The sequence below is a fragment of the Paenibacillus sp. FSL L8-0708 genome (assembly GCF_038009325.1).
Classification (GTDB): Bacteria; Bacillota; Bacilli; order Paenibacillales; family Paenibacillaceae; genus Paenibacillus_AQ; species Paenibacillus_AQ odorifer.
In genome coordinates this window covers 3603338-3623105 of sequence record NZ_JBBPBC010000001.1, presented here as the reverse complement: position 1 = coordinate 3623105, position 19768 = coordinate 3603338, and the positions used below count along the sequence as shown (strand labels likewise).

Genomic DNA, 19768 nt, shown 5'->3' with positions numbered 1-19768 from the left:
TCCATACCCCTTCAATTATACCGATATTTTCTTACGCAATAGATACAAGCTGTACCAAAGCGAACCTCCAGCAATAATCACTATTAATCCGAGACAAGCACCTATGATTTCTCCGGGATAGAAGTAGCTATCATATCTGCTATAACCCATAAGATAGGGTATTGAGGCTAATCCAGCTAGAACCGCTAAGTATAATAAGATAAAGCCGATCCCTTTCAGTCTGTAGCTCCGCTCCATTAGAATCGCTGTGAACAAGACGATCAAGCCCGTAATGCCCAGTCCATAATATAGAACAAACTCAGAAAAGTAGGGCGGAACCAGAACTTTAAGCACAGTAGAATACTTCAAATAATCAAATACCGAGATGTTCCGATATAGTTCAGCAGGAAGAATCGACTGTGCTATCAAACGCTCCAGTGGCACAAGCACAATTTGCAGGGCAACAAGTCCAAATGCGAATAGCAAGATCGTAACCAGCTTGGCAAAATACAAATTCGCCCGATTGGATGGCAAGGTGAGCAGGCGATATACTATCGTATTTTTACCTCTCCAGTCACGGTACCAGATGAAGCAGCTATATATTAGCAACACTGTTATGCTCAAAAATATGGGTCCGAAATATAGAAGTCCATTATAGCGAGCATACAGCATACTGTTTAGCTGAATATATCCAGTCACATTGTGATATTGCTCAAGCGTCCACTGATTCACTCTCATTGCCTCATTCGCAGAATCCAGCCAATGATTAGCACCGATGGTGACTGCTGCAAGCTGCAAGGCAACTGTCAGCACCATGAGTCCAATATATATTTTGGCAAATCGGTTCATTTCAAAATTCAATAGCTTCACAAAAGCTCTCATTTCATGTGCACCTCTCTCATTACGTCCGTAATGGACTTACCTTCCTGCTCGCGAACTTCTTCACAGTAGAATTCACTTTCTACCTTCCCGTGCTGTAGCAAGACCGCTTTATCAATTAAATGCTCAATATCGTTAATTTCATGAGTTGTAATAATCACACCACGATCCTCGATCAATTCACTCGTGAACACATCAGTAATTTGCTCGCGGCTGAACATATCAATTCCCGAGAACGGCTCGTCCATTAGAATGTAATCACAATCCAAGGCAAGTCCCAGCAACAAATTCACCTTCGCAGCCATCCCTTTCGACAATGAGGATACGCGATCTGAAGAGCTCAGTCGGAAGAACTTAAGCATTTCCTTTGCACGTTCAGCGTTCCAATTCCGATAAAAGTCAGCCATAAAGCTCAAGCAATCAGCAATTCGCATATTAGAGGGCATCGTTAACGAATCTGGAATGAAAGTGATTTTCTCATACATCGCAGGTGTTAGTGATACATTATCGATTAAGACTTCCCCTTTGAATGGTGTCAGTCCCATGATGGACTTCAGCACTGTTGACTTCCCGGCACCATTGATTCCGATCAGGCAGGTAATCTCTCCCTTGGCAGCAGTGAAGCTAACGCCATTTAGTACCTTCTTGAATCCATAATTCTTCACCATCTGATTCACTTGGATCATCTTGTGTCACCACCCTCTGGAGATAACTTGCGCTCGGATGTATATTTTGTCTTTATGATCTCTACCAGTTCTTCAACTGGAATTTGAATATTCTGAATGGAGCTGATGAATATATCCACTGCACTTTCGATTAATTCAGCTCGAATCGAGTTTAGGATTTGCTGATCCTGTGTAATTCGGCTCGGGGAATTCCCTTCTGTTACGATCAAACCCTGTTCCTCCATTTCCTTATATGCCTTCTGCGCCGTGTTCGCATTAATCTTCATTACTGATGCCAGTTCACGCCGTGAAGGAATTTTGTCTCCCGCTCCGATTTGCCCTGTGGCGATCTGTTCCTTGAAATGACGCACAACTTGAATATATACCGGCTCACGAATATTAAAGCTGACGCCTGATTTCTGTTCTTCTGTCATACAACCAACTCCATATACTAAGTGTGTGTACTAAGTGGTTCATACATCTCATTTATGTACTATACGTGTAATACACTTTTGTGTCAATAGTTCAGATTTGAGCAAAAAAAAAAACTGCCTCTCGGCAGCTCTTTTATTACTAAAACACCTTTTGATTAAAAACATGTTCTTTTCCACCTAAACCCAGTGTATCTGCTGTTGTAGTGTGAATTTTCTGCAGAAGCACGGGATTATCCATTAGTGACAAACCATAAGAAGGAATCATTTCTTTAATTTTGGGTTCCCATTCTTTTATATATTGAGGGAAACATTTGTTAAGCACTTCAAGCATCACGTGAACAGCCGTAGAAGCTCCAGGGGAAGCCCCTAACAATGCGGCGACCGAACCATCAGCGGCACTAATAACCTCCGTACCAAATTGAAGTGTGCCTTTGCCAGCTTCTGTATCTTTGATAACTTGCACACGCTGACCAGCTACAACAAGATCCCAATCTTCAATTTTGGCATTGGGGATAAACTCTTTCAGTTCTTCCAGACGTTTTTCTTTCGATAACAGCACTTGTTCGATCAGGTATTTTGTTAATGACATATTTTTAGCACCTGCCGACAGCATTGTTATGAGGTTATCCGGTTTCACAGAAGTTATTAAATCAAACATTGAGCCCGTTTTTAAAAATTTAGGTGAGAAGCCGGCAAATGGTCCAAATAGCAGTGATTTTTTATTGTCGATAAATCTTGTGTCTAAGTGCGGTACGGACATTGGAGGGGCTCCAACTTTAGCTTTGCCGTATACTTTGGCATGATGCTGCGCAATAACTTCCGGATTATTACACACCATAAAAATACCGCTTACTGGGAATCCACCGATATGTTTTCCTTCAGGAATACCGGATTTCTGCAGTAAGTGCAGGCTTCCTCCCCCGCCACCAATGAACACAAATTTCGCTGTATGTTGTTCAATGTTACCGCTGGCATTTCTGATTTTTAGATCCCATAAGCCAGCACTGTTGCGCTTCATACTATTGACACTATGTTTGTAGTGAAGATCGACGTTTTTACTCTTTAAATGCTCAAATAAGATACGCGTTAAAGCACCAAAGTTAACATCCGTTCCAGAGTCAATTTTTGTAGCCGCAATGGATTCGTTCGCAGGACGATTTTGTATAATAAGCGGAATCCATTCCATCAGTTTTTTAGAGTCAGCAGAAAATTCCATCCCTTGGAATAATGGGTTTTTTGAGAGCGCTTCAAATCTTTTCTTTAAAAAAGCTATATCCTTCTCCCCTTGCACCAAACTCATATGAGGTAACGGCATAATAAAGTCCTGGGGAGTATGTATCAGCTTGCGATTTACAAGATAAGACCAAAACTGCATCGAAAGCTGAAACTGTTCATTAATCTGAATAGCTTTGCTAATATCTATAGATCCGTCTGGCTTTTCAACAGTATAATTAAGCTCACAGAGCGCCGCATGCCCGGTTCCTGCATTATTCCATTCATTAGAGCTTTCTTCCCCTGCTTTTTCAAGCTTTTCAAATACTTTAATTTTCCATTCCGGTACTAATTCCTTCAAAAGTGTTCCTAAAGTCGCACTCATGATTCCGGCACCAATTAAAATGACGTCTGTATCAGTTGCACTTTTGCCCATTATTACCATCCTTATCCCCTGAATTTTGCAGAAAGGATGTGGGCGCTCCTTCTTAGGCGTCACACCTTTTCTGTATCAATTATAACCTTATCATGTCGTATTACAATTATTTATAAATTTAATATCTACTATTATATGAAAAAAATAAAATATTTAAAAGCTTGTAAAAAAGATAGAAATAAGTCCTCAAGATTTATGGAACAAAAAAAGGCTGCATCATGCCCTGTTCTCATTGTAGACAATTCCGTTTTGATAGCCCAACCCCACTATTGTTTTTTGAATTTCCTGATCTACTTTTCTTTTAAAAGTTGCAAACTCTATTGTGGTTAAGCCGATTGGAAGCTCTTGTTCTATAAATGAATCAAAATCGATCGCCGTTTTGAAAATACGAAGCTTATGCAGAAAAGGTAATTGCTCCATTCCCGTCAAATGAGCCAATGTTTTGCAATTCATAATCGTTAGCTCTTCCAGTGCCTTCATCTGCTGATCAAAGTTAATCTCACGTAGCTGGATTTGATCTTCAATCACAAGCTTTTTTAACGCACGAAAAACCGAAATATTACTCAGGTCATGAAAGCCACGGACTCTACAAATTTCCAGGCTCTCGATTTCATTTTCTTCGATGTCCTGAATATGTTCTCTGCCTCCAAGTAAAATACGTAGGTCTTTCAATTTCTTTAGCCGATTAATAAAATGTAAGGGTTTGTTGCTGATGGAGTGCAGCGCGAGATAGGTAAGATCCTCCAGATCTCCAATAGCATCAAGGTTTTTAACCTTACCTATAACATGCAACTGTTCTAAACGGGAGAATTCTTTTAGGTATTCCAGATTAAGCATCTTTTTCTCCGAGCTAATATTTAAAATACTTAGAGACCGTAACGTATCTATACTCAGAATTTCCGGATTTTCAAGCTCATATATCCCCACGCTCAGACTATACAGGTTATTCAGCTTAGCCAATACGTTCGTGTTATGTGCCTGGTGAAGACAATTCAGCAGCAGCATTTTAACATTTGGAATCTGCAGGAGTGTCTCACAATCAAAGGATACAGAATAGTGGCCATAAAAACGCACTCCAAAATTTTCATCAAAACGCGCGCAAAGCTCATTTACTTCATCCAGAATCGAACCATAGGTCGATGGATCAGAGAACTGGACAATAACTTGGTTGCCGCTGTACAAGTCTTGCTGAATCTGAACTGGATCTAGTGAAATAGGATCATTGATCAGAATCCTTCTTTTCCATGTAACACTCATTCCTAATCCCTCCTACTTGCCGTTAATCATCAGTGTATATTTATTGTAAATCTACGAATTACTTACCCAAGAACATAATTACATAAATCACCCCCATGGACAAGCTACCAAGGAAGGTTACAGGTTATTTAGAGTTTCGTTGATTTAGGAGGATTGAGTACAAGTGTTTTACATTAAAATACAATAAGCTGTATCATTCGTAGATTACTCTACTTTTGATACAGCTTATTTATCATTTATTCAGCCTTCTGCGATGAACTATAAATCCCCGCCACCAACTCCAGCGCTTTTATCCCTTCAGCACCATCCAACCAAAACTTTTGACCCCTGGCGACATGCTCATAGAAGTCCTCAATCAGTCTCTTATGCCCGGTGCCCCAATAGGATTTACCTTCCGTGGCACTGAAACTAGGCTCGCACAGCAAGGTTTCCTTTCCATCCTTCCAAAGATATAAATGATCTCTGCGGAGGTTGATAGTACCCTTTTCAAAAACTAGCTCCAGCTCCACTGGAGAATTCTCCAGATAGGTATTTGTACCATAAAAAAGCCCTCTGACATTACTAGTGAAATCGATGCAGGCATGGGCGGTATCTTCTACCTCTATGACCCCATTTAGCACATCCGTGGTAATACTCCCTTTCACCGATGCCACCTCTCCACCAAACCACTGAAGTAAATCCAGTGTATGAATGGTTTGGTTAATTAGCAGACCTCCACCTTCCGTAGACCAGCGTCCTCTCCAGTTACTATCGCTATAATAACTTTCGCTACGGTGCCAGGTCACGATTCCTTTCATACAGAGCAGCTTCCCATATATTCCTGAGTCAATCACCTGCTTAATATACATCGAGGCATCATTATAACGGTTCTGAAACACCACACCAAGCTGACCTGTGCTTTGCTGTGCGGCTTCAAGTATTCGTCTGGCTGAAGGAAGATCTGCCGCCATAGGCTTTTCGGTAAGGACATGTTTTCCTGCTTGTAACAACTCCGTAGCCATCTCTGCATGTAAATAATGAGGCGTACAGAGATGTACAACATGAATACGGTCATCCTTTAAAATTTCTCTATAATCATTAGTGGCTTGGCAGTCATATTCATTAGACGTCTGCAATGCTTTATCAGCATCAATATCTGCAACCGCAAGTAGTCTCACACCATCGATGCCTGTTAATGTTTTTGCATGAAGAGGGAAAATGGCTCCGCATCCAATAATGGCTGCTCCAAGTTCTTTCATCTATATTACCCTCCGTTCATCATTCCATCGTTATCTGAGTATTGCTGGGGGTTAGATTGATCGCTTGCTCTTGAGCCTTCAGACATAGCTCGGCAGCTTTGAACACATGGGTCTGTGTCATCGCCAGCTCTGTCCGATTCAGACAGTCAAGGATTAGCTCACCAAAGAAAGGAAAACCAACCTTCCCTGCTACATGCTCATAATGTTCCCCTTCCCCATTGACCCAGTACACATGATCCGGTGTATTTGAACGACTTATATCAGTATATTTACGCAGTTCAATGTATCCTTCAGTCCCCATAATCATCGTGCGCCCGTCTCCCCAAGTGCCCAGCCCATCAGGGGTAAACCAATCCACGCGAAAATATTGTGTTGCCCCATTGTCCCCTACAAGAGTAGCATCACCAAAATCCTCTAATTCGGGATAAGTCGGATGATTGTAATTGGCCACTTTACTATGAATAACCGAAGCATCCTGACAATCTGCATAATACAAAAATTGTTCTATTTGATGACTGCCTATGTCACATAGAATCCCACCATATTTCTCCCTTTGGAAAAACCATTCCGGCCGGTTAGGAGCATTTAGACGATGTGGCCCTAATCCAATGACTTGCAGGACACGGCCAATAGCGCCTTGTTGAATCAGCTGCCCCGCATAGATAGCGCTTTCAACGTGAAGGCGTTCACTATAGTAGACCATATATTTCTTATTGGTTGCAGCTGCCATTGCTCTAGCGGATTCAAGCTGTTCCAGGGTCGTAAAGGGGGCTTTATCCGTAAAATAGTCCTTACCGTGAGCCATTACTCTATTGCCTAAAGGTCCTCGTTCAGATGGAATTGCGGCCGCTGCAATTAATTGTACTTCGGGATCTTCCAGAACTTCTTCCATTGATCCGGCAGCTTTGACACCGGGATATTTACTAATAAAACTTCTGACCTTTTCCTCGTCCGGATCATATACCCATTTCAGCTCTGCCCCTGCCTCAACCAGTCCGTTACACATCCCGTAAATATGACCGTGATCTAGGGCAATAGCGGCAATGATGAATTCCCCCGCCTTCACTACGGGTTTGGATTCATACGTTGGTGCATAGGTCATCCCATTTTTTCGATTCATAGAAACCCTCCTTCTATTAGTATTACTCCATTCTATAAGGTATCAAGAAGATACCGCAGACTGATCTCCAAGCTTTCAAAAGGATCACGGCGGCAAACATCCTGCTCCACTACGAACCATTCAACACCCGTTTCGCGACAGACATTGATAATTTCTTTATAGTTCATATTCCCTTCACCGATTTCAGCAAAAATCTGTTTTCTATTAACAATCGCCATATCTTTTAAATGCACAACCTGCATTCGACCTGCAACTTTGCGTATCCATTCGGCTGGACTCCCTCCGCCCGCTTGAACCCAATATAAATCCAGCTCAAAACCAACGGCAGGATCAGACTCAGTGAGCAGAATTTCCATGCCAGTCAATCCATCAAACCGTTCAAATTCAAAATCGTGATTATGATAAACAAATTGCAGATCATGTTGTTCTTTTAGTGTAACTGCAATGCCTGACATCAGCTTGGCGAATTCACGGTAACCTTCTTGCCCCGTACGGAATTTTTCCGGTAAACTTCCTAGTCCAATATTTTTGCAGTTCCACAGCTTATGTTCAGCGGCTAAAGCATCCAAATCGCTCACTAGCCGATCCCAAGACACATGGGTTGCACATATTGCCAGACCTGCTTCATCCGCATACTCTTTAACGAGCTTCGGATCGATTGGCCCGATGCCTGAAATCTGAATAGCTTCATAACCCATAGCAGAGACCTTTTGAAAAGTGGATCTTAAATCCTCCGCAGTTTTAGTAAAATCACGTAATGTGTACATTTGAGCAGCAATGGTTGAACGATTCATAGGATCTTTCCTCTCTGATTAAAATTTAATGAGTTCCCTTAACATCAAAGGTTTGGGCGGCTGTGGTTTCTTTGTTGAAGTTAGAATTCTCCACCTTTTCCATGAGCTTCTCATAAAATAAATCTTCATCAATCGGTAACTCCACCCAATCGTCGGTCCAAGCCGATAAATACATCCCATTAGATAGCGTTAGACCGTGAATGCCTTCCTCACCCGGAGCTAACAATTTCTCATCGTGTAGAATGGCATTCGTAAAGTTCCGCAAAATTCCTTTATGCTGTTCCCCGCCACCCTCTTCTACAGGAATCTCACATTTCCAACATTCTGGACTGCCGAATCCTCCCGTAAACTCTGCATTGAATTGCGGCTCCGGCGTGCGTAGACGCCAAAAGGTTAATTTCCCGTCTTCCACTACGATTTTTCCATGATCACCAGTAATTTCGAAACGGTTAGTTCCCGGTGCTTCACCTGTTGTGGTGATAAAAAGCCCTGTCGCACCATTTTCATATTCCACATAAGCGGTTACATCGTCTTCAACCTCAATATTGCGGTATTTACCAAAATGACAAAATGCTCTGATCCGCTTAGGCATCATACCTGTCGTCCACTGCCATAAATCTAGTTGATGAGGATCTTGATTCAGCAACACCCCACCACCTTCGCCTGCCCATGTAGCCCGCCAACCACCGGAGTTATAGTAACTTTGTGATCTGTACCAGTTGGTGATAATCCAATTTGTGCGGCGGATTTCGCCTAGTTCACCAGACTGTATGAGATCCCTAAGCTTTTGATACAAAGGATTCGTCCGCTGGTTATACATGATTCCGAATTTACGATCAGACTTTGCTGCAGCTTTGTTCATCTGCTTAACAGCTTTGGTATAGACCCCAGCCGGTTTCTCAACCAATACATGATATCCATATTGAAAAGCCTCGATAGCTAAAGTTGGATGATCATAATGTGGAGTACAGATTAATACTGCATCTATGAGATGAGACTCATATAACTCTTGGGGTGTTGCAAATTTCTGTACACTTTCCGGTAAATGCTCTTCTGCCCATTTCAAACGTTCTTCCCTTACATCACATACAGCTGCAAGCTCAGCATCTTTAATATGATTCAACAGACTTTGTGCATGTGCACTCCCCATATTCCCAATTCCAATAATGCCATACCGTACTTTATTCAATCAGATCACTTCCCTATTTGAGGTTATGTTATGAGAATATACTTAATTAATAGACATGAACATGAGCGAAACTAAGCATTATTTGCATAATAATAAGATGATTTAGTTAAATTAATTCGTTATAATAAGGATAATCAAGTCATAGAGGAGCTAGATGATGAATAATCCAGGTAACCTTACCGGCAGATTCCTCCAGAATCTTACCGTAAAAGTGACCCATGCCCAACTTAGAAGCGGATATAGCGGGTGGAATCGTACGTTGGAAACTCCAACCTTTAATCGGCTGTATTATATTGACCGCGGTGAGGGAAAAGTTATCATTAACGGTGTTACTTATTATCCGAGAGCAGGTCAGCTAATGATCATGCCCGCAGGAAGCACTCAAACTACAGAGACGTCAATGAATGATCCCTATACACGCTATTTCTGCCATTTTGATGCTGATATTGGGGAGTGGCCCTTATTCCATTCGGCAAACAAACTGTTTATCTGTGATGCGCCCAACTCAGATTCCGTACGGGTTATTTTCACAGAAATGATCGAACAGTTTCAAAAAGATGATGTATTGTCCATTCTGCGTACTCAGGCAAACGTCCTCAATCTAATTGCTACTTGTCTTGAATCGAACGAAAATATCAAAACAGACTTTATGCAAGAATTTATACATACGGGGGATCAAGGAAAGCTCGCCTATGTGCTTCAATATATTGATGAGCGGCTGGATAAACCCATAGAAATAGAAGAGTTAGCAGAAATTGTCCACTTACATCCGAACTATTTCATCCCCTACTTCAAGAAATTTATAGGGGTTCCCCCCATGCATTATGTACAATTGAAAAGAATGGAGCATGCTAAAAGACAGCTTTCTTATAGCAATTTCAGCATTTCAGATATCGCGGAGCAAGTAAGTATGGAATTAGCCCATTTCTCTAAATATTTCAAAAAGACAATAGGAATCTCCCCTTCTGCCTATCGTAACAGCACTAAGTAAATTTATTAGGGAATGTCCTAATCTATGTGATGAACTATAATAAAAAGGCTCTAACCTACAATTTTGAGGTGGTGAACGATATTCTTATCAGAACAGCATCTATAAGCGACATTCAAGAGATAGCAAGACTCTCAAGCCAGCTTGGATATCCTTTGAATATCGAACAATTAGGAGAAAGACTACAAGAAATCGGAACACACAAAGATCATACTGTATATGTAGCTGAATCAAATCACCAATTGGTAGGATGGATACATGCGACCGTTCGAATCTTACTTGAATCTCCTTCATTTATTGAAATCGGAGGTCTTGTTGTTGATCAGACTTGCCGCGGAGAAGGAATTGGCAGACAGCTTGTAGAAACCTGTGAACGATGGGCAATCCAAACAGGGTTTAGCAAAATTAGAGTACGTACCAATCAAACCAGAGAAGATGCTGTACAGTTCTATAATCATATAGGATTTTCGCAAAAAAAATCACAGCATGTACTTGATAAGGAACTTTAATCACACTCAGGACTTTTAGGGAGGTTCAATGGTTATGCTAGAATTAAATTTACATCCAGCATTAGAAGGAAAAATCGCTGTGATTACCGGAGGAGCCGGTGTATTATGCCGGGTTATGGCGCTAGAGTTAGGTCGGCAAGGAGCTAAAGTCGCGATTCTAAATCGCACCGCAGCTAAGGGAGATTTGGTTGCCGCTGAAATTACAGCCGCAGGCGGTCAAGCGATTTCACTCTCCTGTGATGTTACAGATCAACAGAGTGTTATGAAAGCCGCAGAAGCTGTTAAGAATCACTGGGGTCCTTGCGATCTATTAATTAACGGTGCTGGCGGAAATGATTCCTCAGCAAATACGACCCAAGAGATTTTCAAAAATGATGACCTGGAGAACCCGGACATATTCACTTTTTTTGACCTTAGTGTAGATGGATTTCGCAATGTGATGGACCTAAATCTGATTGGAACATTGATTCCAACCCAAGTTTTTGCCAAGCAGATGCTCGGCAGAACGGGCACATCTGTTATTAATATTTCATCCATGAGTGCACCTTCTCCAATGACCAAAGTACCTGCCTACAGCGCTGCCAAAGCAGGAATTAATAATCTCACCCAGTGGCTCTCCGTTCATTTCGCTGAGTCTGGTATACGTGTGAATGCCATTGCCCCTGGCTTTTTCCTTACTAAACAAAATGAGAAGCTGTTGGTTCGTGAAGATGGCGAGCTTACAGACCGTTCCCAAAAAATCATCTCTCATACTCCAATGCGCCGCTTTGGAAAGCCGGAGGATCTGCTTGGCACACTACTCTGGTTAGCAGATGAAGCAATGTCCAGCTTTGTGACCGGAGTTACCGTCCCCGTTGACGGTGGATTCTTGGCTTATTCGGGAGTATAGACTAATCTAATGAGGGATTACAATGATTGTAGATCCATTACGCGTATTCGTTACTGTAGCTGAACTGAGTCATTTTTCCAAAGCAGGAGAAGCGCTGAATTTATCTCAACCCGGTGTCAGTCTGCATATCCGGAATCTTGAGAATGAGCTCGGTGCTAAACTCCTGCATCGTTCTTCTAAACAGGTTAGATTAACAGAAGCGGGCAGTATTCTTTATAAACACGCCAAACAAATATTGGCTCATTTCGATGAAGCAAGTCAGGAAATCCATATGCTTCAGGACGAAGTCACTGGGAGTATACATATCGGCGCTAGTTTTACTATAGGTGAATATATTTTGCCGGCAAGACTTGCTGATTTTGCCAATCAATATCCGCAGGTCAAGCTGCAAGTGACGATAGGCAATACTGAGGAGATTATTGGAGGCGTTAAATCCAACGAACTGGACATAGGGTTTATTGAAGGTGAGGTCCATGAGAATGATCTGAATGTCACTCCTTATATGAAAGACGAGATGATTATGGTCGCTCCTGCTACCCACCCTCTGTCAAAAGCGATTTCTGTGGAGCAGAGTATGTTGCAGGATCAGGTTTGGGTGCTTCGCGAACACGGCTCAGGTACACGAGCTTTCAGTGATCATTTCCTACAGGAGGAAGATATTTCTGTTAAAAGATCCTATGTCTTCAACAGCTCTCAAGGTGTTAAAGAAGCTGTGGCCTCTGGCCTCGGAATCGCCATGCTCTCCAGATGGATTGTACGGAAGGAACTAGAAAGCGGTGAGATCAAAGAGCTGCCAATCAGGCAACATCATCTGGAAAGGCAATTCTCAATCATCCGACATCAAGAATGTTCTTCTTCCTTAGCTACCGATGTCTTTATAAAAAAGCTACTTGTCTTTAGAAAAGACAAGTAGCTTTTTTTCTTCCACACTATGAAATTATACTTGATGTTCAACCAAATGCCCGTCTTCCAGATGCAGAACCCGGTCACACCATTCGAGCATCCGTTCATCATGAGTGACCATTACCGCTGCTTTACCTTCACTCTTCACCTCATCAGCGATCATTCGTACAACTTCTCTTCCGCGTTTGAAGTCCAGACTGGCTGTCGGCTCGTCTGCAAAGAGAATCGCTGGTTTATTCATCCACGCTCTAGCGATAGCTACACGCTGCTTCTCCCCACCGGAGAGCTGTTCCGGATAATGATTACGCCGTTTCCAGATATCCAGCCGCTTCATCAAATCAGCAGCCCGTTCCTTCGCTTCCTTAGCACTCATTTTCGCCTGCTTGGCTACAAAAAGGAGTTGCTCCTCCACCTTCAAATAAGGCAACAACTGAGCGCTTTGGAACATAAAACCTATCTTCTCTAAACGGAGCTCCGTCAGCTCACTTTTACTTTTATCTGTAAGTGATTCCCCATCTATAAAAATTTCACCACTAGTAGGTGTTAGAAGTGCACCAGCCGCTGAAAGGAATGTACTTTTCCCTGTTCCCGAAGGTCCAAGGACAGCAACGAATTCCCCTTCATTAACGATCAGATTCAAATTGTTCAGCACAGACACCGTTGTATCGCCATCACCGTAGTTTTTGGTTACTTGCTTCATGATTAGTTTCGCACTCATGCTCCAGCCCTCCCAATAGCTTCTAATGCATCTACTTTTGCCACTTTAGCGACAGAAATTAGTGATCCTAAAAGAGACATCCCAACGAATAAACAGCTGGTTAAAAGAATGGTGGAAGGCTCCAGTTGGAATGGCATCGAATCTGGCAGGACCTTATTCATCCCAAAGGTAAGCAGTAAGCTAATGCAAAGACTTGATATAGCTAAAATCATGACCTGCCCTACCACGCTCCAAGCCAAGTAAGACATTTTAGTACCCATCGCCTTCAGAATACCAAACTGGCTAGTTTTCTGAATCGTAATGACATAGAAGAATACCGCCAGAACAAACGCTGCGATCACAAACAGGAAAACAATCATCATTAGCAGTGAACCCTGCTCTGCCGAGTAGCCCGGAACATTGGATATAGCTACTTTTTGCGTAATGACCTCTACATCTTTTACATTCGTTGAAATCTTATTTACTTGATCAGCATTCGCATTAAGGGCAATCACATTAAACGGTACCGACGAAGAGGTTTCTTCTCCTTGGTTAACCCCCTGCTTCATAGCTTGCCAATCCTGATTGTTGATATAAACTACTGGGGTATGACTGTAAGAGCTATCCTCAACAAAACCTGCGACAGTAAATTCCATCCCGGTTGCCTGATCACGAATGATACTGCCAAGTTTGATTCCTGACTGTTCCAGGTCACGATCAACAAGGACTTTACCGTTTGTCTCGTTTGTAATCTTGTCACCTTCAACTACTTTAGGAGCTAATAACCCATTCATATCTACTGCAAAAAAAGTAATATCTGCTTTTACGTCTGCCTCGTTAGCAGTGACAGTGCTCATCTGCATTGCAAGTGAAGATGCATTATTGTCTCCAACTACTGCACGTACATTCTGGAGCTCCGTATCTGTTAACTGAGAACGTCTAAAGGTCTGATCCGCATCACCTTGCACTACAAAATAATTCGCCGGCATGTTCTCTACTGCAGAGATATTTGCATAAGCTAATCCTCTGGCTAGTCCCGTGACGAAAAGTACAAGAAAGGAAACCAATAACATGATAACCATAATTAATAGGTATCTGGCTTTAGAATGTCGCATTTCCCTTAAGGCTAAAAACATATTACCACTCCTTCTAATCTGTATAGTCACAGTTTAGAAGATGAAAATGAACGGAGTATGAATAATGAATTACAAAAGCGGAAGTGTAACTGTAAAGGTAGTCCCTTCACCCAAAGTACTGGTTACTTCAATGGTTCCGTTATGCGCTTCTACGATTTTTTGAGAAATCGCAAGTCCAAGTCCGCTGCTATGGGTTTCATGTGTTCGTGCTCGATCTACTTTATAGAAACGATCAAAGATTAACGGTAACTCCTCGGCTGAAATACCTTCACCCGTATCAGACACAGAAACAATACAGTTCTGTTCCATTAGCTTCGCGGAAATCATAATGGAACCCTCAGCAGGTGTGTATTTTATGGCGTTGGAGAGCAGGTTCATCCATACCTGGAACAATAGATTTGGATCACCTAGAACGCTGATATCTGCAAGATTCAAACGCACGGCCAGTTGTTTCTCTGTTAATCTCCATTCCATGATTTGTACGACCTGTCTTAGTTGTGCACGTAAGTCTGTCGACTTTTTCTGTATGGAATTAGGATCATAATCAAGCGAAGACAAGGTAAGCAGCTGTTTGCTTAGCAATGAAAGACGATGGCTTTCTTGGTCAATGATATTGAGATACTGTAACCGTTCATCCTCAGGTAAGGTTGAATCTTGTAACGCTTGGGCAAATCCCTGAATAGATGTTAATGGCGACTCAATTTCATGTGATACATTAGCGACAAATTCCTGACGTGCCCGATTTGTTCGTTCCAGCTCCCGGCTCATAATCATAAAATGGGAAGCTAACTGACCAATCTCATCACGCCGCCACGTATTCAATTTGATATCGTATCTGCCTTTTGAGATCCGTTTAGTGGCCGTCGTCAAACGTGTAATAGGTCTAACTACATGCAGTACGCTAATCATTACAAAGCCTAAGCTAAACAACACGGTGAACCCAATGATCACAGCAAAAAAGACGCGCAGCTCACCGAATTGTACTTCAGCATCCGGACGCATAAACAAAGCATACGTCTCATTGTTTACTTTTACAGGAACACCAATTGAATTACGCAGTTGATTATCAAAAAATCCGGTAATAAATGCACTGTCCGGGAAATCCGCAACCCCATGATAAATTTGCCCATTCAGAACCTTCTCTAGTTGCTGCTCATCCAAATCTTCTTTTCTAAAGGGCTTCCCGTAGAATCTTGATTCCCCTTCAGCATCTGTTAAATAGATTTTATAACCCAGCTTGGCTATACTCCGCAAATAATCCTCCATTGTCTCCGGATGTGATTCTGCGAATTGTTGAACCTCGATAGCCATTCCGGTAAGTTTGGCATCGTTCTGAGATTTAATCTGGGCTTGATAGTAAATATTAGACACCAAAAATCCAAGAAGGCTACTCACCACAATTACTGAACAGAAGACAATACACATCCGGACATACAAGGATCTCATACGTTAACCATCTCCAATTTATAGCCAATGCCTCGAACGGTTCGGATCACAAAATCTTCCTGATAATCTACGAAGCGCTGACGCAATCGTTTGATATGTACATCGACTGTTCGCTCATCCCCTTCATAATCCATGCCCCATACCAGTTCAATTAACTCACTACGTGTATATAACCTGCCTGGATATTGTGCGAGTTGAGCCAGAAGCTCAAACTCTTTTACCGGTAGCAGCAGAACCTCATCACCATCGGTTATTTCATAATTTTTGCGGTCAATAACTAGAGAATTTAATCGAATCCGATCATCTGAAGCAATGGAATAGCGGCGAAATAACGCTTTGATCCGAAATAGCAACTCTTCAGGCTCAAAAGGTTTCGTTAGATAATCATCCGTCCCCCGCAAATAACCTTGCTCTTTATCACTCAGCTGCTGGCGTGCTGTCAATAAAATGATCGGAATATCATACGTTTCTCTAATATGCTGACATAGCTCTAACCCATCTACATGTGGCATCATTACATCTACGACCGCTAAATCCGCAATACTGTCCTGCAATTTATGTATCGCATCTCGGCCATCACTGGCCTCCATCACCTGATATCCTTCCCTTGTTAGTACATGTTTTAATAATGTTCGAATATTCACATCGTCATCTGCTACTAAAATCTTCTTCATCATTTACACTCCCTGAATAATGGATGAACTCATAGTAACAACTTTATAACGATAGAACAACTAAAGTCAGATCAAACAAAAGGCTTGATACTCTCTCTAAGTGTGGTAACCGGCCGCTCCATCAGTCTCTCCAGATCTTTTGATGTAGAAGCAGTATCTATCTTCGCTAAAAACGAATAAATCCAATGCTGAATACTTGAATCCTGGCGAAACGTAATTTTTTTCCCTGATAACTCTGATAATACATCAACTAATTCGTTGAAGTCCCAAACATTTGGTGCAGCTAGTTCGTAGACTTGGTTTATATGTCCATTCGTTGTAAGAACCTTTGCCGTAGCTAAAGCGAGGTCCTCACGAGTGACTGAATTAAACTGCCAGTTCCCTGGATAGGTGGGTAGCTCGCCGCTTTCCATCGCTTCCTTCAACCCAAGCACACCCACAAAATCTATGTACAAAGCGTTACGTAGAAACGTATAATCTATCCCTGATTCAAGAATCATCTGCTCAGTTAGTAAATGGACATGATAAGAAGGAATCGGACCTTTGGGTGGAAAGGCAAATCCAGTATAAAGCAGATGCTTCACATTGGTTTTTTTTGCTGCATGAATGACCTGAGCATGCTGATGTAATCTGATCTTATCATCGGTATGAGAGCTGGAGATTAAAAGTAACGTTGTGACCCCAGTAAAAGCTTCAATTAGCGTATCTAACTGGTCATAATCGCCAAAACGGACTTCGAACCCTTTTTCTAAATAATTAACAGCTTTCTCTGGCTGACGAACACAAGCAATAACTTGACTAGCCGGAACGTACTTCTCAAGCTTCTCCATAATTAAGCTGCCTAATTGACCTGTGGCTCCTGTAACCATAATCGACATACATAACACCCTTTCTGTTATTCGAATGTACTCAGTTTTTGTAATAAAAAGATAAGTTGATGAAGCTCCTGATCATTCAGATTCTTCATTCTCTCTGCGACAGCCTGACGATTCTCTGGAAGATGCTCCAGAAGTAATTGCTGGCCTTCAGTCGTAATCGAAATGACGCTTTTTCTGCCATCCTTGGTATCATTCGAACGGGTTATTAATCCATCTCGCTCCAATGGTGTTAACAGCATGCTTATATTAGCTTTGGTAACTCCAATAATGTGAGCCAATGTAGAAGGCAGAATCGCACCTCCCTGTTTAGAGATCTCCACCAAGATACGAATTCTTGCTCCATTCAATCCTTTCGACTGCCAATATTTCTCAGAAACAGAAACTAAATTTGCAGTAGCTTCAACTAATGTAAAAAATGCTTTGGTATGCAATGGCTGATTCAGCACAAACTGTTGTAAATGATCCATATTCTATAATTCAGCTCCAATATAGTTAAGCCCTTAACTAATTTTAAACATACTACACTCCCCATGAGTTGTCAAAAAAAAAGAAGCTGCCTCACCTGGCAGAATAAATCTGCTGATGAAACAGCCTCTAAATAAACTCACCTTAGATTAACACCGTTTTTGTGGAAAGAGGCTCTTCACTGTATTTTTTAGAACCCTCCAGCATAACCTCCAGCTTAATGATCTCCGACCGGCTAGCTAAACGAATTGGGGGTCCCCATGTTCCATATCCTGACGACACCACTACATGCAAATTGTCCTTACGAAGATATCCCCAGTCCAGCTCGAACAAACGTTTAGTGATCCAGTGATTAGGAGCAATCTGTCCTCGGTGCGTATGACCCGAGAGTAGAACGTCTACCCCAGCTTGAGCGGCTACGTCGAAGCCTGTAGGCTGATGATCCATCATAATCACAGGACGTGTAAGATCAAGTCCTTCGAGCAAGGTGCTTACACTTTGTCTGCCACCAGCTTCCATCGTCTCGGCTGTCTTGTCTTTTCGGCCTACAATATACGTTCCTGCGACTTCTTCAACCTCATCTTGCAGGACCTTGATCCCAATACTACTCATCAAATCGGTATATTCCTTAATTGATCCACCATAATATTCGTGATTGCCCAGTACTGCGTAGACACCATAACGAGCTTTTAACTGTTTAATCTGTTCACTCATACTATTGCGGATAAAAGGTTCAATGCTGTCATCCAAGACATCTCCAGCCAGCAAAATCACATCGGGTTGCATCGCGTTCATTTGTGCCACCATTTTTTTGAGATGACGATTGCCCACGATATTCCCTAAGTGCAGGTCTGAAGCAACCGCGATCGTTAATGGCGTGCTGGTGCCAATAGATTTATCAATAGGTATGGAATGTGTGCGGATCACGGTACTCCAGGCGTTGATTGAACCCCAGACCAGAAAGACTGCCAGTAATATCAGAATTGTCCCGCCCGCTTCTGCAATGTAATAGGTACGATTGATTCCTGACCATCCCAGTATCACATATAATAGGTCTGCCAAAGGTAACATAATGATTGCAAATTCCATACACGCTAAATAATACGATCCAATCACTTTAAAGAATCTGGCGATCGGTTTAACCGATTTTGGCCATGGGATCATTCCAATGACATACGCAAAAGCGATCAGCATAAATAATGTCCAGAATACTGCTGACGAAACACCTGAAAACCATTCATGAATAAGTAACCAGCCGTGATAGCCAATGTAGAAATTAACAAGACCCAGAATGAGCAGCATAGCAAATCCTGAAGCTAACATTCGTAATGTTTTCATCGTTTCTCTCCCCTTTACCTAACTACTTCTCTACTTCTTATCTCAAATCATAACACAAACCGTTAACCCAGTATAAACTGCAATGCGGTGTTCGGAAAACATCGGAACTAAAAAAAGAAAATGCCCATCGGCATCTTCTTTGGAGGTTTATCTTATATCGCTTTATCACGTGTGGCCATACATTGACCAATCAGCTTATCGCATTTATTGATGTGATTTATCAGCCAGTCTGTTAACGTTCGATTAAGCTTGATGGTTGAGAGTACGGATACTCCCTTTGTTTTGACCGTTTCTTCCAATTCGAGAACTGCCTTCACGAAATCAGCATGCGTCTGACGATGTTCAGCTAGTTCAGGGAAGTTGATCTCCTCCATCAGTTGCTCTTCATTACTGAAATGTTCAATCGTGTATTCTTTTAAGAATTTCAGTGTTTCCTCAATCTTTTCTTTCCCTTGCTGATTACTGCATGCTTCAAAGAATTCGTTCAATTTCGCTAACAACTGTCTGTGCTGGCAGTCAATTTTTTCTACACCGATATCATATGAATCTTTCCAAGCGATCATGAAATCACCATTCCGTTTCTTGAAAATTACATTTTAATTTTATTTTCCACCTTTCTCCACAAAAGAACTATTAACAACA

21 protein-coding genes are annotated in these 19768 nt (G+C 41.9%); 4 read left to right on the top strand and 17 right to left on the bottom strand.

Annotation, left to right across the window (positions count from 1 at the left end):
• Positions 1-15: 15 nt before the first annotated feature.
• The 9 genes from NYE58_RS17370 to NYE58_RS17330 form a co-directional block, all read right to left on the bottom strand.
• Positions 16-861, bottom strand: coding sequence for a hypothetical protein (locus NYE58_RS17370; RefSeq protein ID WP_341002472.1), 846 nt, complete (start codon positions 859-861; stop codon positions 16-18).
• Positions 858-1544, bottom strand: a complete 687-nt coding sequence (locus tag NYE58_RS17365; protein WP_341002470.1) for an ABC transporter ATP-binding protein — start codon at positions 1542-1544, stop codon at positions 858-860. Before NYE58_RS17365 ends, NYE58_RS17370 begins: the two co-directional genes overlap by 4 nt.
• Positions 1541-1957: a GntR family transcriptional regulator gene (locus NYE58_RS17360; RefSeq protein ID WP_076129346.1), complete on the bottom strand. Its 417-nt coding sequence runs from the start codon at positions 1955-1957 to the stop codon at positions 1541-1543. Before NYE58_RS17360 ends, NYE58_RS17365 begins: the two co-directional genes overlap by 4 nt.
• A 139-nt stretch (positions 1958-2096) precedes the next feature.
• The gene (locus NYE58_RS17355) at positions 2097-3605 is read right to left on the bottom strand and encodes a malate:quinone oxidoreductase (RefSeq protein WP_076129345.1); all 1509 of its coding nucleotides are present in this window, start codon (positions 3603-3605) and stop codon (positions 2097-2099) included.
• Between the two features lie 216 nt (positions 3606-3821).
• The gene (locus NYE58_RS17350; RefSeq protein WP_076129344.1) at positions 3822-4862 is read right to left on the bottom strand and encodes a hypothetical protein; all 1041 of its coding nucleotides are present in this window, start codon (positions 4860-4862) and stop codon (positions 3822-3824) included.
• A 236-nt stretch (positions 4863-5098) separates the two neighbouring features.
• Complete coding sequence (locus NYE58_RS17345; RefSeq protein WP_076194274.1) at positions 5099-6100, bottom strand: Gfo/Idh/MocA family protein; 1002 nt, start codon at positions 6098-6100, stop codon at positions 5099-5101.
• Between the two features lie 19 nt (positions 6101-6119).
• Positions 6120-7220 (bottom strand): Gfo/Idh/MocA family protein, encoded by a 1101-nt coding sequence (locus NYE58_RS17340; RefSeq protein WP_341002468.1) that lies wholly within the window; start codon positions 7218-7220, stop codon positions 6120-6122.
• Positions 7221-7252: 32 nt separating this feature from the next.
• A complete protein-coding gene (locus NYE58_RS17335) occupies positions 7253-8014 on the bottom strand; it encodes a sugar phosphate isomerase/epimerase family protein (protein WP_076219693.1) in 762 nt (253 codons plus the stop codon).
• A 25-nt stretch (positions 8015-8039) separates the two neighbouring features.
• Positions 8040-9203 carry a Gfo/Idh/MocA family protein gene (locus tag NYE58_RS17330; protein WP_341002466.1) on the bottom strand — a complete coding sequence of 388 codons (1164 nt, stop codon included), beginning with the start codon at positions 9201-9203 and terminating at the stop codon, positions 8040-8042.
• Between the two features lie 157 nt (positions 9204-9360).
• Here NYE58_RS17330 and NYE58_RS17325 point away from each other — a divergent pair, with 157 nt between their 5' ends.
• From NYE58_RS17325 to NYE58_RS17310, 4 genes are read left to right on the top strand one after another with little or no spacing between them, the layout of a single operon-like run.
• Positions 9361-10194, top strand: coding sequence for an AraC family transcriptional regulator (locus tag NYE58_RS17325; protein ID WP_341002465.1), 834 nt, complete (start codon positions 9361-9363; stop codon positions 10192-10194).
• A gap of 29 nt (positions 10195-10223) precedes the next feature.
• Positions 10224-10700, top strand: coding sequence for a GNAT family N-acetyltransferase (locus NYE58_RS17320; RefSeq protein ID WP_076219696.1), 477 nt, complete (start codon positions 10224-10226; stop codon positions 10698-10700).
• A 34-nt stretch (positions 10701-10734) separates the two neighbouring features.
• Complete coding sequence (locus tag NYE58_RS17315; RefSeq protein ID WP_341002464.1) at positions 10735-11589, top strand: SDR family oxidoreductase; 855 nt, start codon at positions 10735-10737, stop codon at positions 11587-11589.
• A gap of 22 nt (positions 11590-11611) precedes the next feature.
• The gene (locus NYE58_RS17310; protein WP_036678189.1) at positions 11612-12502 is read left to right on the top strand and encodes a LysR family transcriptional regulator; all 891 of its coding nucleotides are present in this window, start codon (positions 11612-11614) and stop codon (positions 12500-12502) included.
• A 24-nt stretch (positions 12503-12526) separates the two neighbouring features.
• On the opposite strand, the gene NYE58_RS17305 is transcribed toward NYE58_RS17310, so the two are convergent.
• From NYE58_RS17305 to NYE58_RS17270, 8 genes are all read right to left on the bottom strand, one after another.
• Entirely contained in the window at positions 12527-13210 is a 684-nt protein-coding gene (locus tag NYE58_RS17305) for an ABC transporter ATP-binding protein (RefSeq protein ID WP_076129337.1), read from the bottom strand.
• The gene (locus NYE58_RS17300; protein WP_341002463.1) at positions 13207-14271 is read right to left on the bottom strand and encodes an ABC transporter permease; all 1065 of its coding nucleotides are present in this window, start codon (positions 14269-14271) and stop codon (positions 13207-13209) included. The genes NYE58_RS17305 and NYE58_RS17300 overlap by 4 nt, the downstream gene beginning before the upstream one ends.
• A gap of 123 nt (positions 14272-14394) precedes the next feature.
• Positions 14395-15696 (bottom strand): sensor histidine kinase, encoded by a 1302-nt coding sequence (locus tag NYE58_RS17295; protein ID WP_341002462.1) that lies wholly within the window; start codon positions 15694-15696, stop codon positions 14395-14397.
• A gap of 71 nt (positions 15697-15767) precedes the next feature.
• Positions 15768-16445: a response regulator transcription factor gene (locus NYE58_RS17290; protein ID WP_076129334.1), complete on the bottom strand. Its 678-nt coding sequence runs from the start codon at positions 16443-16445 to the stop codon at positions 15768-15770.
• Positions 16446-16516: 71 nt separating this feature from the next.
• The gene (locus tag NYE58_RS17285) at positions 16517-17323 is read right to left on the bottom strand and encodes an NAD(P)H-binding protein (protein ID WP_341002459.1); all 807 of its coding nucleotides are present in this window, start codon (positions 17321-17323) and stop codon (positions 16517-16519) included.
• Between the two features lie 17 nt (positions 17324-17340).
• Complete coding sequence (locus NYE58_RS17280) at positions 17341-17790, bottom strand: MarR family winged helix-turn-helix transcriptional regulator (RefSeq protein WP_076129332.1); 450 nt, start codon at positions 17788-17790, stop codon at positions 17341-17343.
• Between the two features lie 142 nt (positions 17791-17932).
• The gene (locus NYE58_RS17275; RefSeq protein ID WP_341002458.1) at positions 17933-19126 is read right to left on the bottom strand and encodes a metallophosphoesterase; all 1194 of its coding nucleotides are present in this window, start codon (positions 19124-19126) and stop codon (positions 17933-17935) included.
• A gap of 152 nt (positions 19127-19278) precedes the next feature.
• The gene (locus NYE58_RS17270) at positions 19279-19689 is read right to left on the bottom strand and encodes a bacteriohemerythrin (protein ID WP_051491008.1); all 411 of its coding nucleotides are present in this window, start codon (positions 19687-19689) and stop codon (positions 19279-19281) included.
• Positions 19690-19768: the final 79 nt, after the last annotated feature.

Excerpts from the sequence above, each read along its gene's own strand:
- NYE58_RS17370 (WP_341002472.1), bottom strand. The coding sequence starts at position 861 with ATGAGAGCTTTTGTGAAGCTATTGAATTTTGAAATGAACCGATTTGCC.
- NYE58_RS17365 (WP_341002470.1), bottom strand. The coding sequence starts at position 1,544 with ATGATCCAAGTGAATCAGATGGTGAAGAATTATGGATTCAAGAAGGTA.
- NYE58_RS17360 (WP_076129346.1), bottom strand. The coding sequence starts at position 1,957 with ATGACAGAAGAACAGAAATCAGGCGTCAGCTTTAATATTCGTGAGCCG.
- NYE58_RS17355 (WP_076129345.1), bottom strand. The coding sequence starts at position 3,605 with ATGGGCAAAAGTGCAACTGATACAGACGTCATTTTAATTGGTGCCGGA.
- NYE58_RS17350 (WP_076129344.1), bottom strand. The coding sequence starts at position 4,862 with ATGAGTGTTACATGGAAAAGAAGGATTCTGATCAATGATCCTATTTCA.
- NYE58_RS17345 (WP_076194274.1), bottom strand. The coding sequence starts at position 6,100 with ATGAAAGAACTTGGAGCAGCCATTATTGGATGCGGAGCCATTTTCCCT.
- NYE58_RS17340 (WP_341002468.1), bottom strand. The coding sequence starts at position 7,220 with ATGAATCGAAAAAATGGGATGACCTATGCACCAACGTATGAATCCAAA.
- NYE58_RS17335 (WP_076219693.1), bottom strand. The coding sequence starts at position 8,014 with ATGAATCGTTCAACCATTGCTGCTCAAATGTACACATTACGTGATTTT.
- NYE58_RS17325 (WP_341002465.1), top strand. The coding sequence starts at position 9,361 with ATGAATAATCCAGGTAACCTTACCGGCAGATTCCTCCAGAATCTTACC.
- NYE58_RS17320 (WP_076219696.1), top strand. The coding sequence starts at position 10,224 with ATGAACTATAATAAAAAGGCTCTAACCTACAATTTTGAGGTGGTGAAC.
- NYE58_RS17315 (WP_341002464.1), top strand. The coding sequence starts at position 10,735 with ATGCTAGAATTAAATTTACATCCAGCATTAGAAGGAAAAATCGCTGTG.
- NYE58_RS17310 (WP_036678189.1), top strand. The coding sequence starts at position 11,612 with ATGATTGTAGATCCATTACGCGTATTCGTTACTGTAGCTGAACTGAGT.
- NYE58_RS17305 (WP_076129337.1), bottom strand. The coding sequence starts at position 13,210 with ATGAGTGCGAAACTAATCATGAAGCAAGTAACCAAAAACTACGGTGAT.
- NYE58_RS17300 (WP_341002463.1), bottom strand. The coding sequence starts at position 14,271 with ATGGTTATCATGTTATTGGTTTCCTTTCTTGTACTTTTCGTCACGGGA.
- NYE58_RS17290 (WP_076129334.1), bottom strand. The coding sequence starts at position 16,445 with ATGAAGAAGATTTTAGTAGCAGATGACGATGTGAATATTCGAACATTA.
- NYE58_RS17285 (WP_341002459.1), bottom strand. The coding sequence starts at position 17,323 with ATGTCGATTATGGTTACAGGAGCCACAGGTCAATTAGGCAGCTTAATT.
- NYE58_RS17280 (WP_076129332.1), bottom strand. The coding sequence starts at position 17,790 with ATGGATCATTTACAACAGTTTGTGCTGAATCAGCCATTGCATACCAAA.
- NYE58_RS17275 (WP_341002458.1), bottom strand. The coding sequence starts at position 19,126 with ATGAAAACATTACGAATGTTAGCTTCAGGATTTGCTATGCTGCTCATT.
- NYE58_RS17270 (WP_051491008.1), bottom strand. The coding sequence starts at position 19,689 with ATGATCGCTTGGAAAGATTCATATGATATCGGTGTAGAAAAAATTGAC.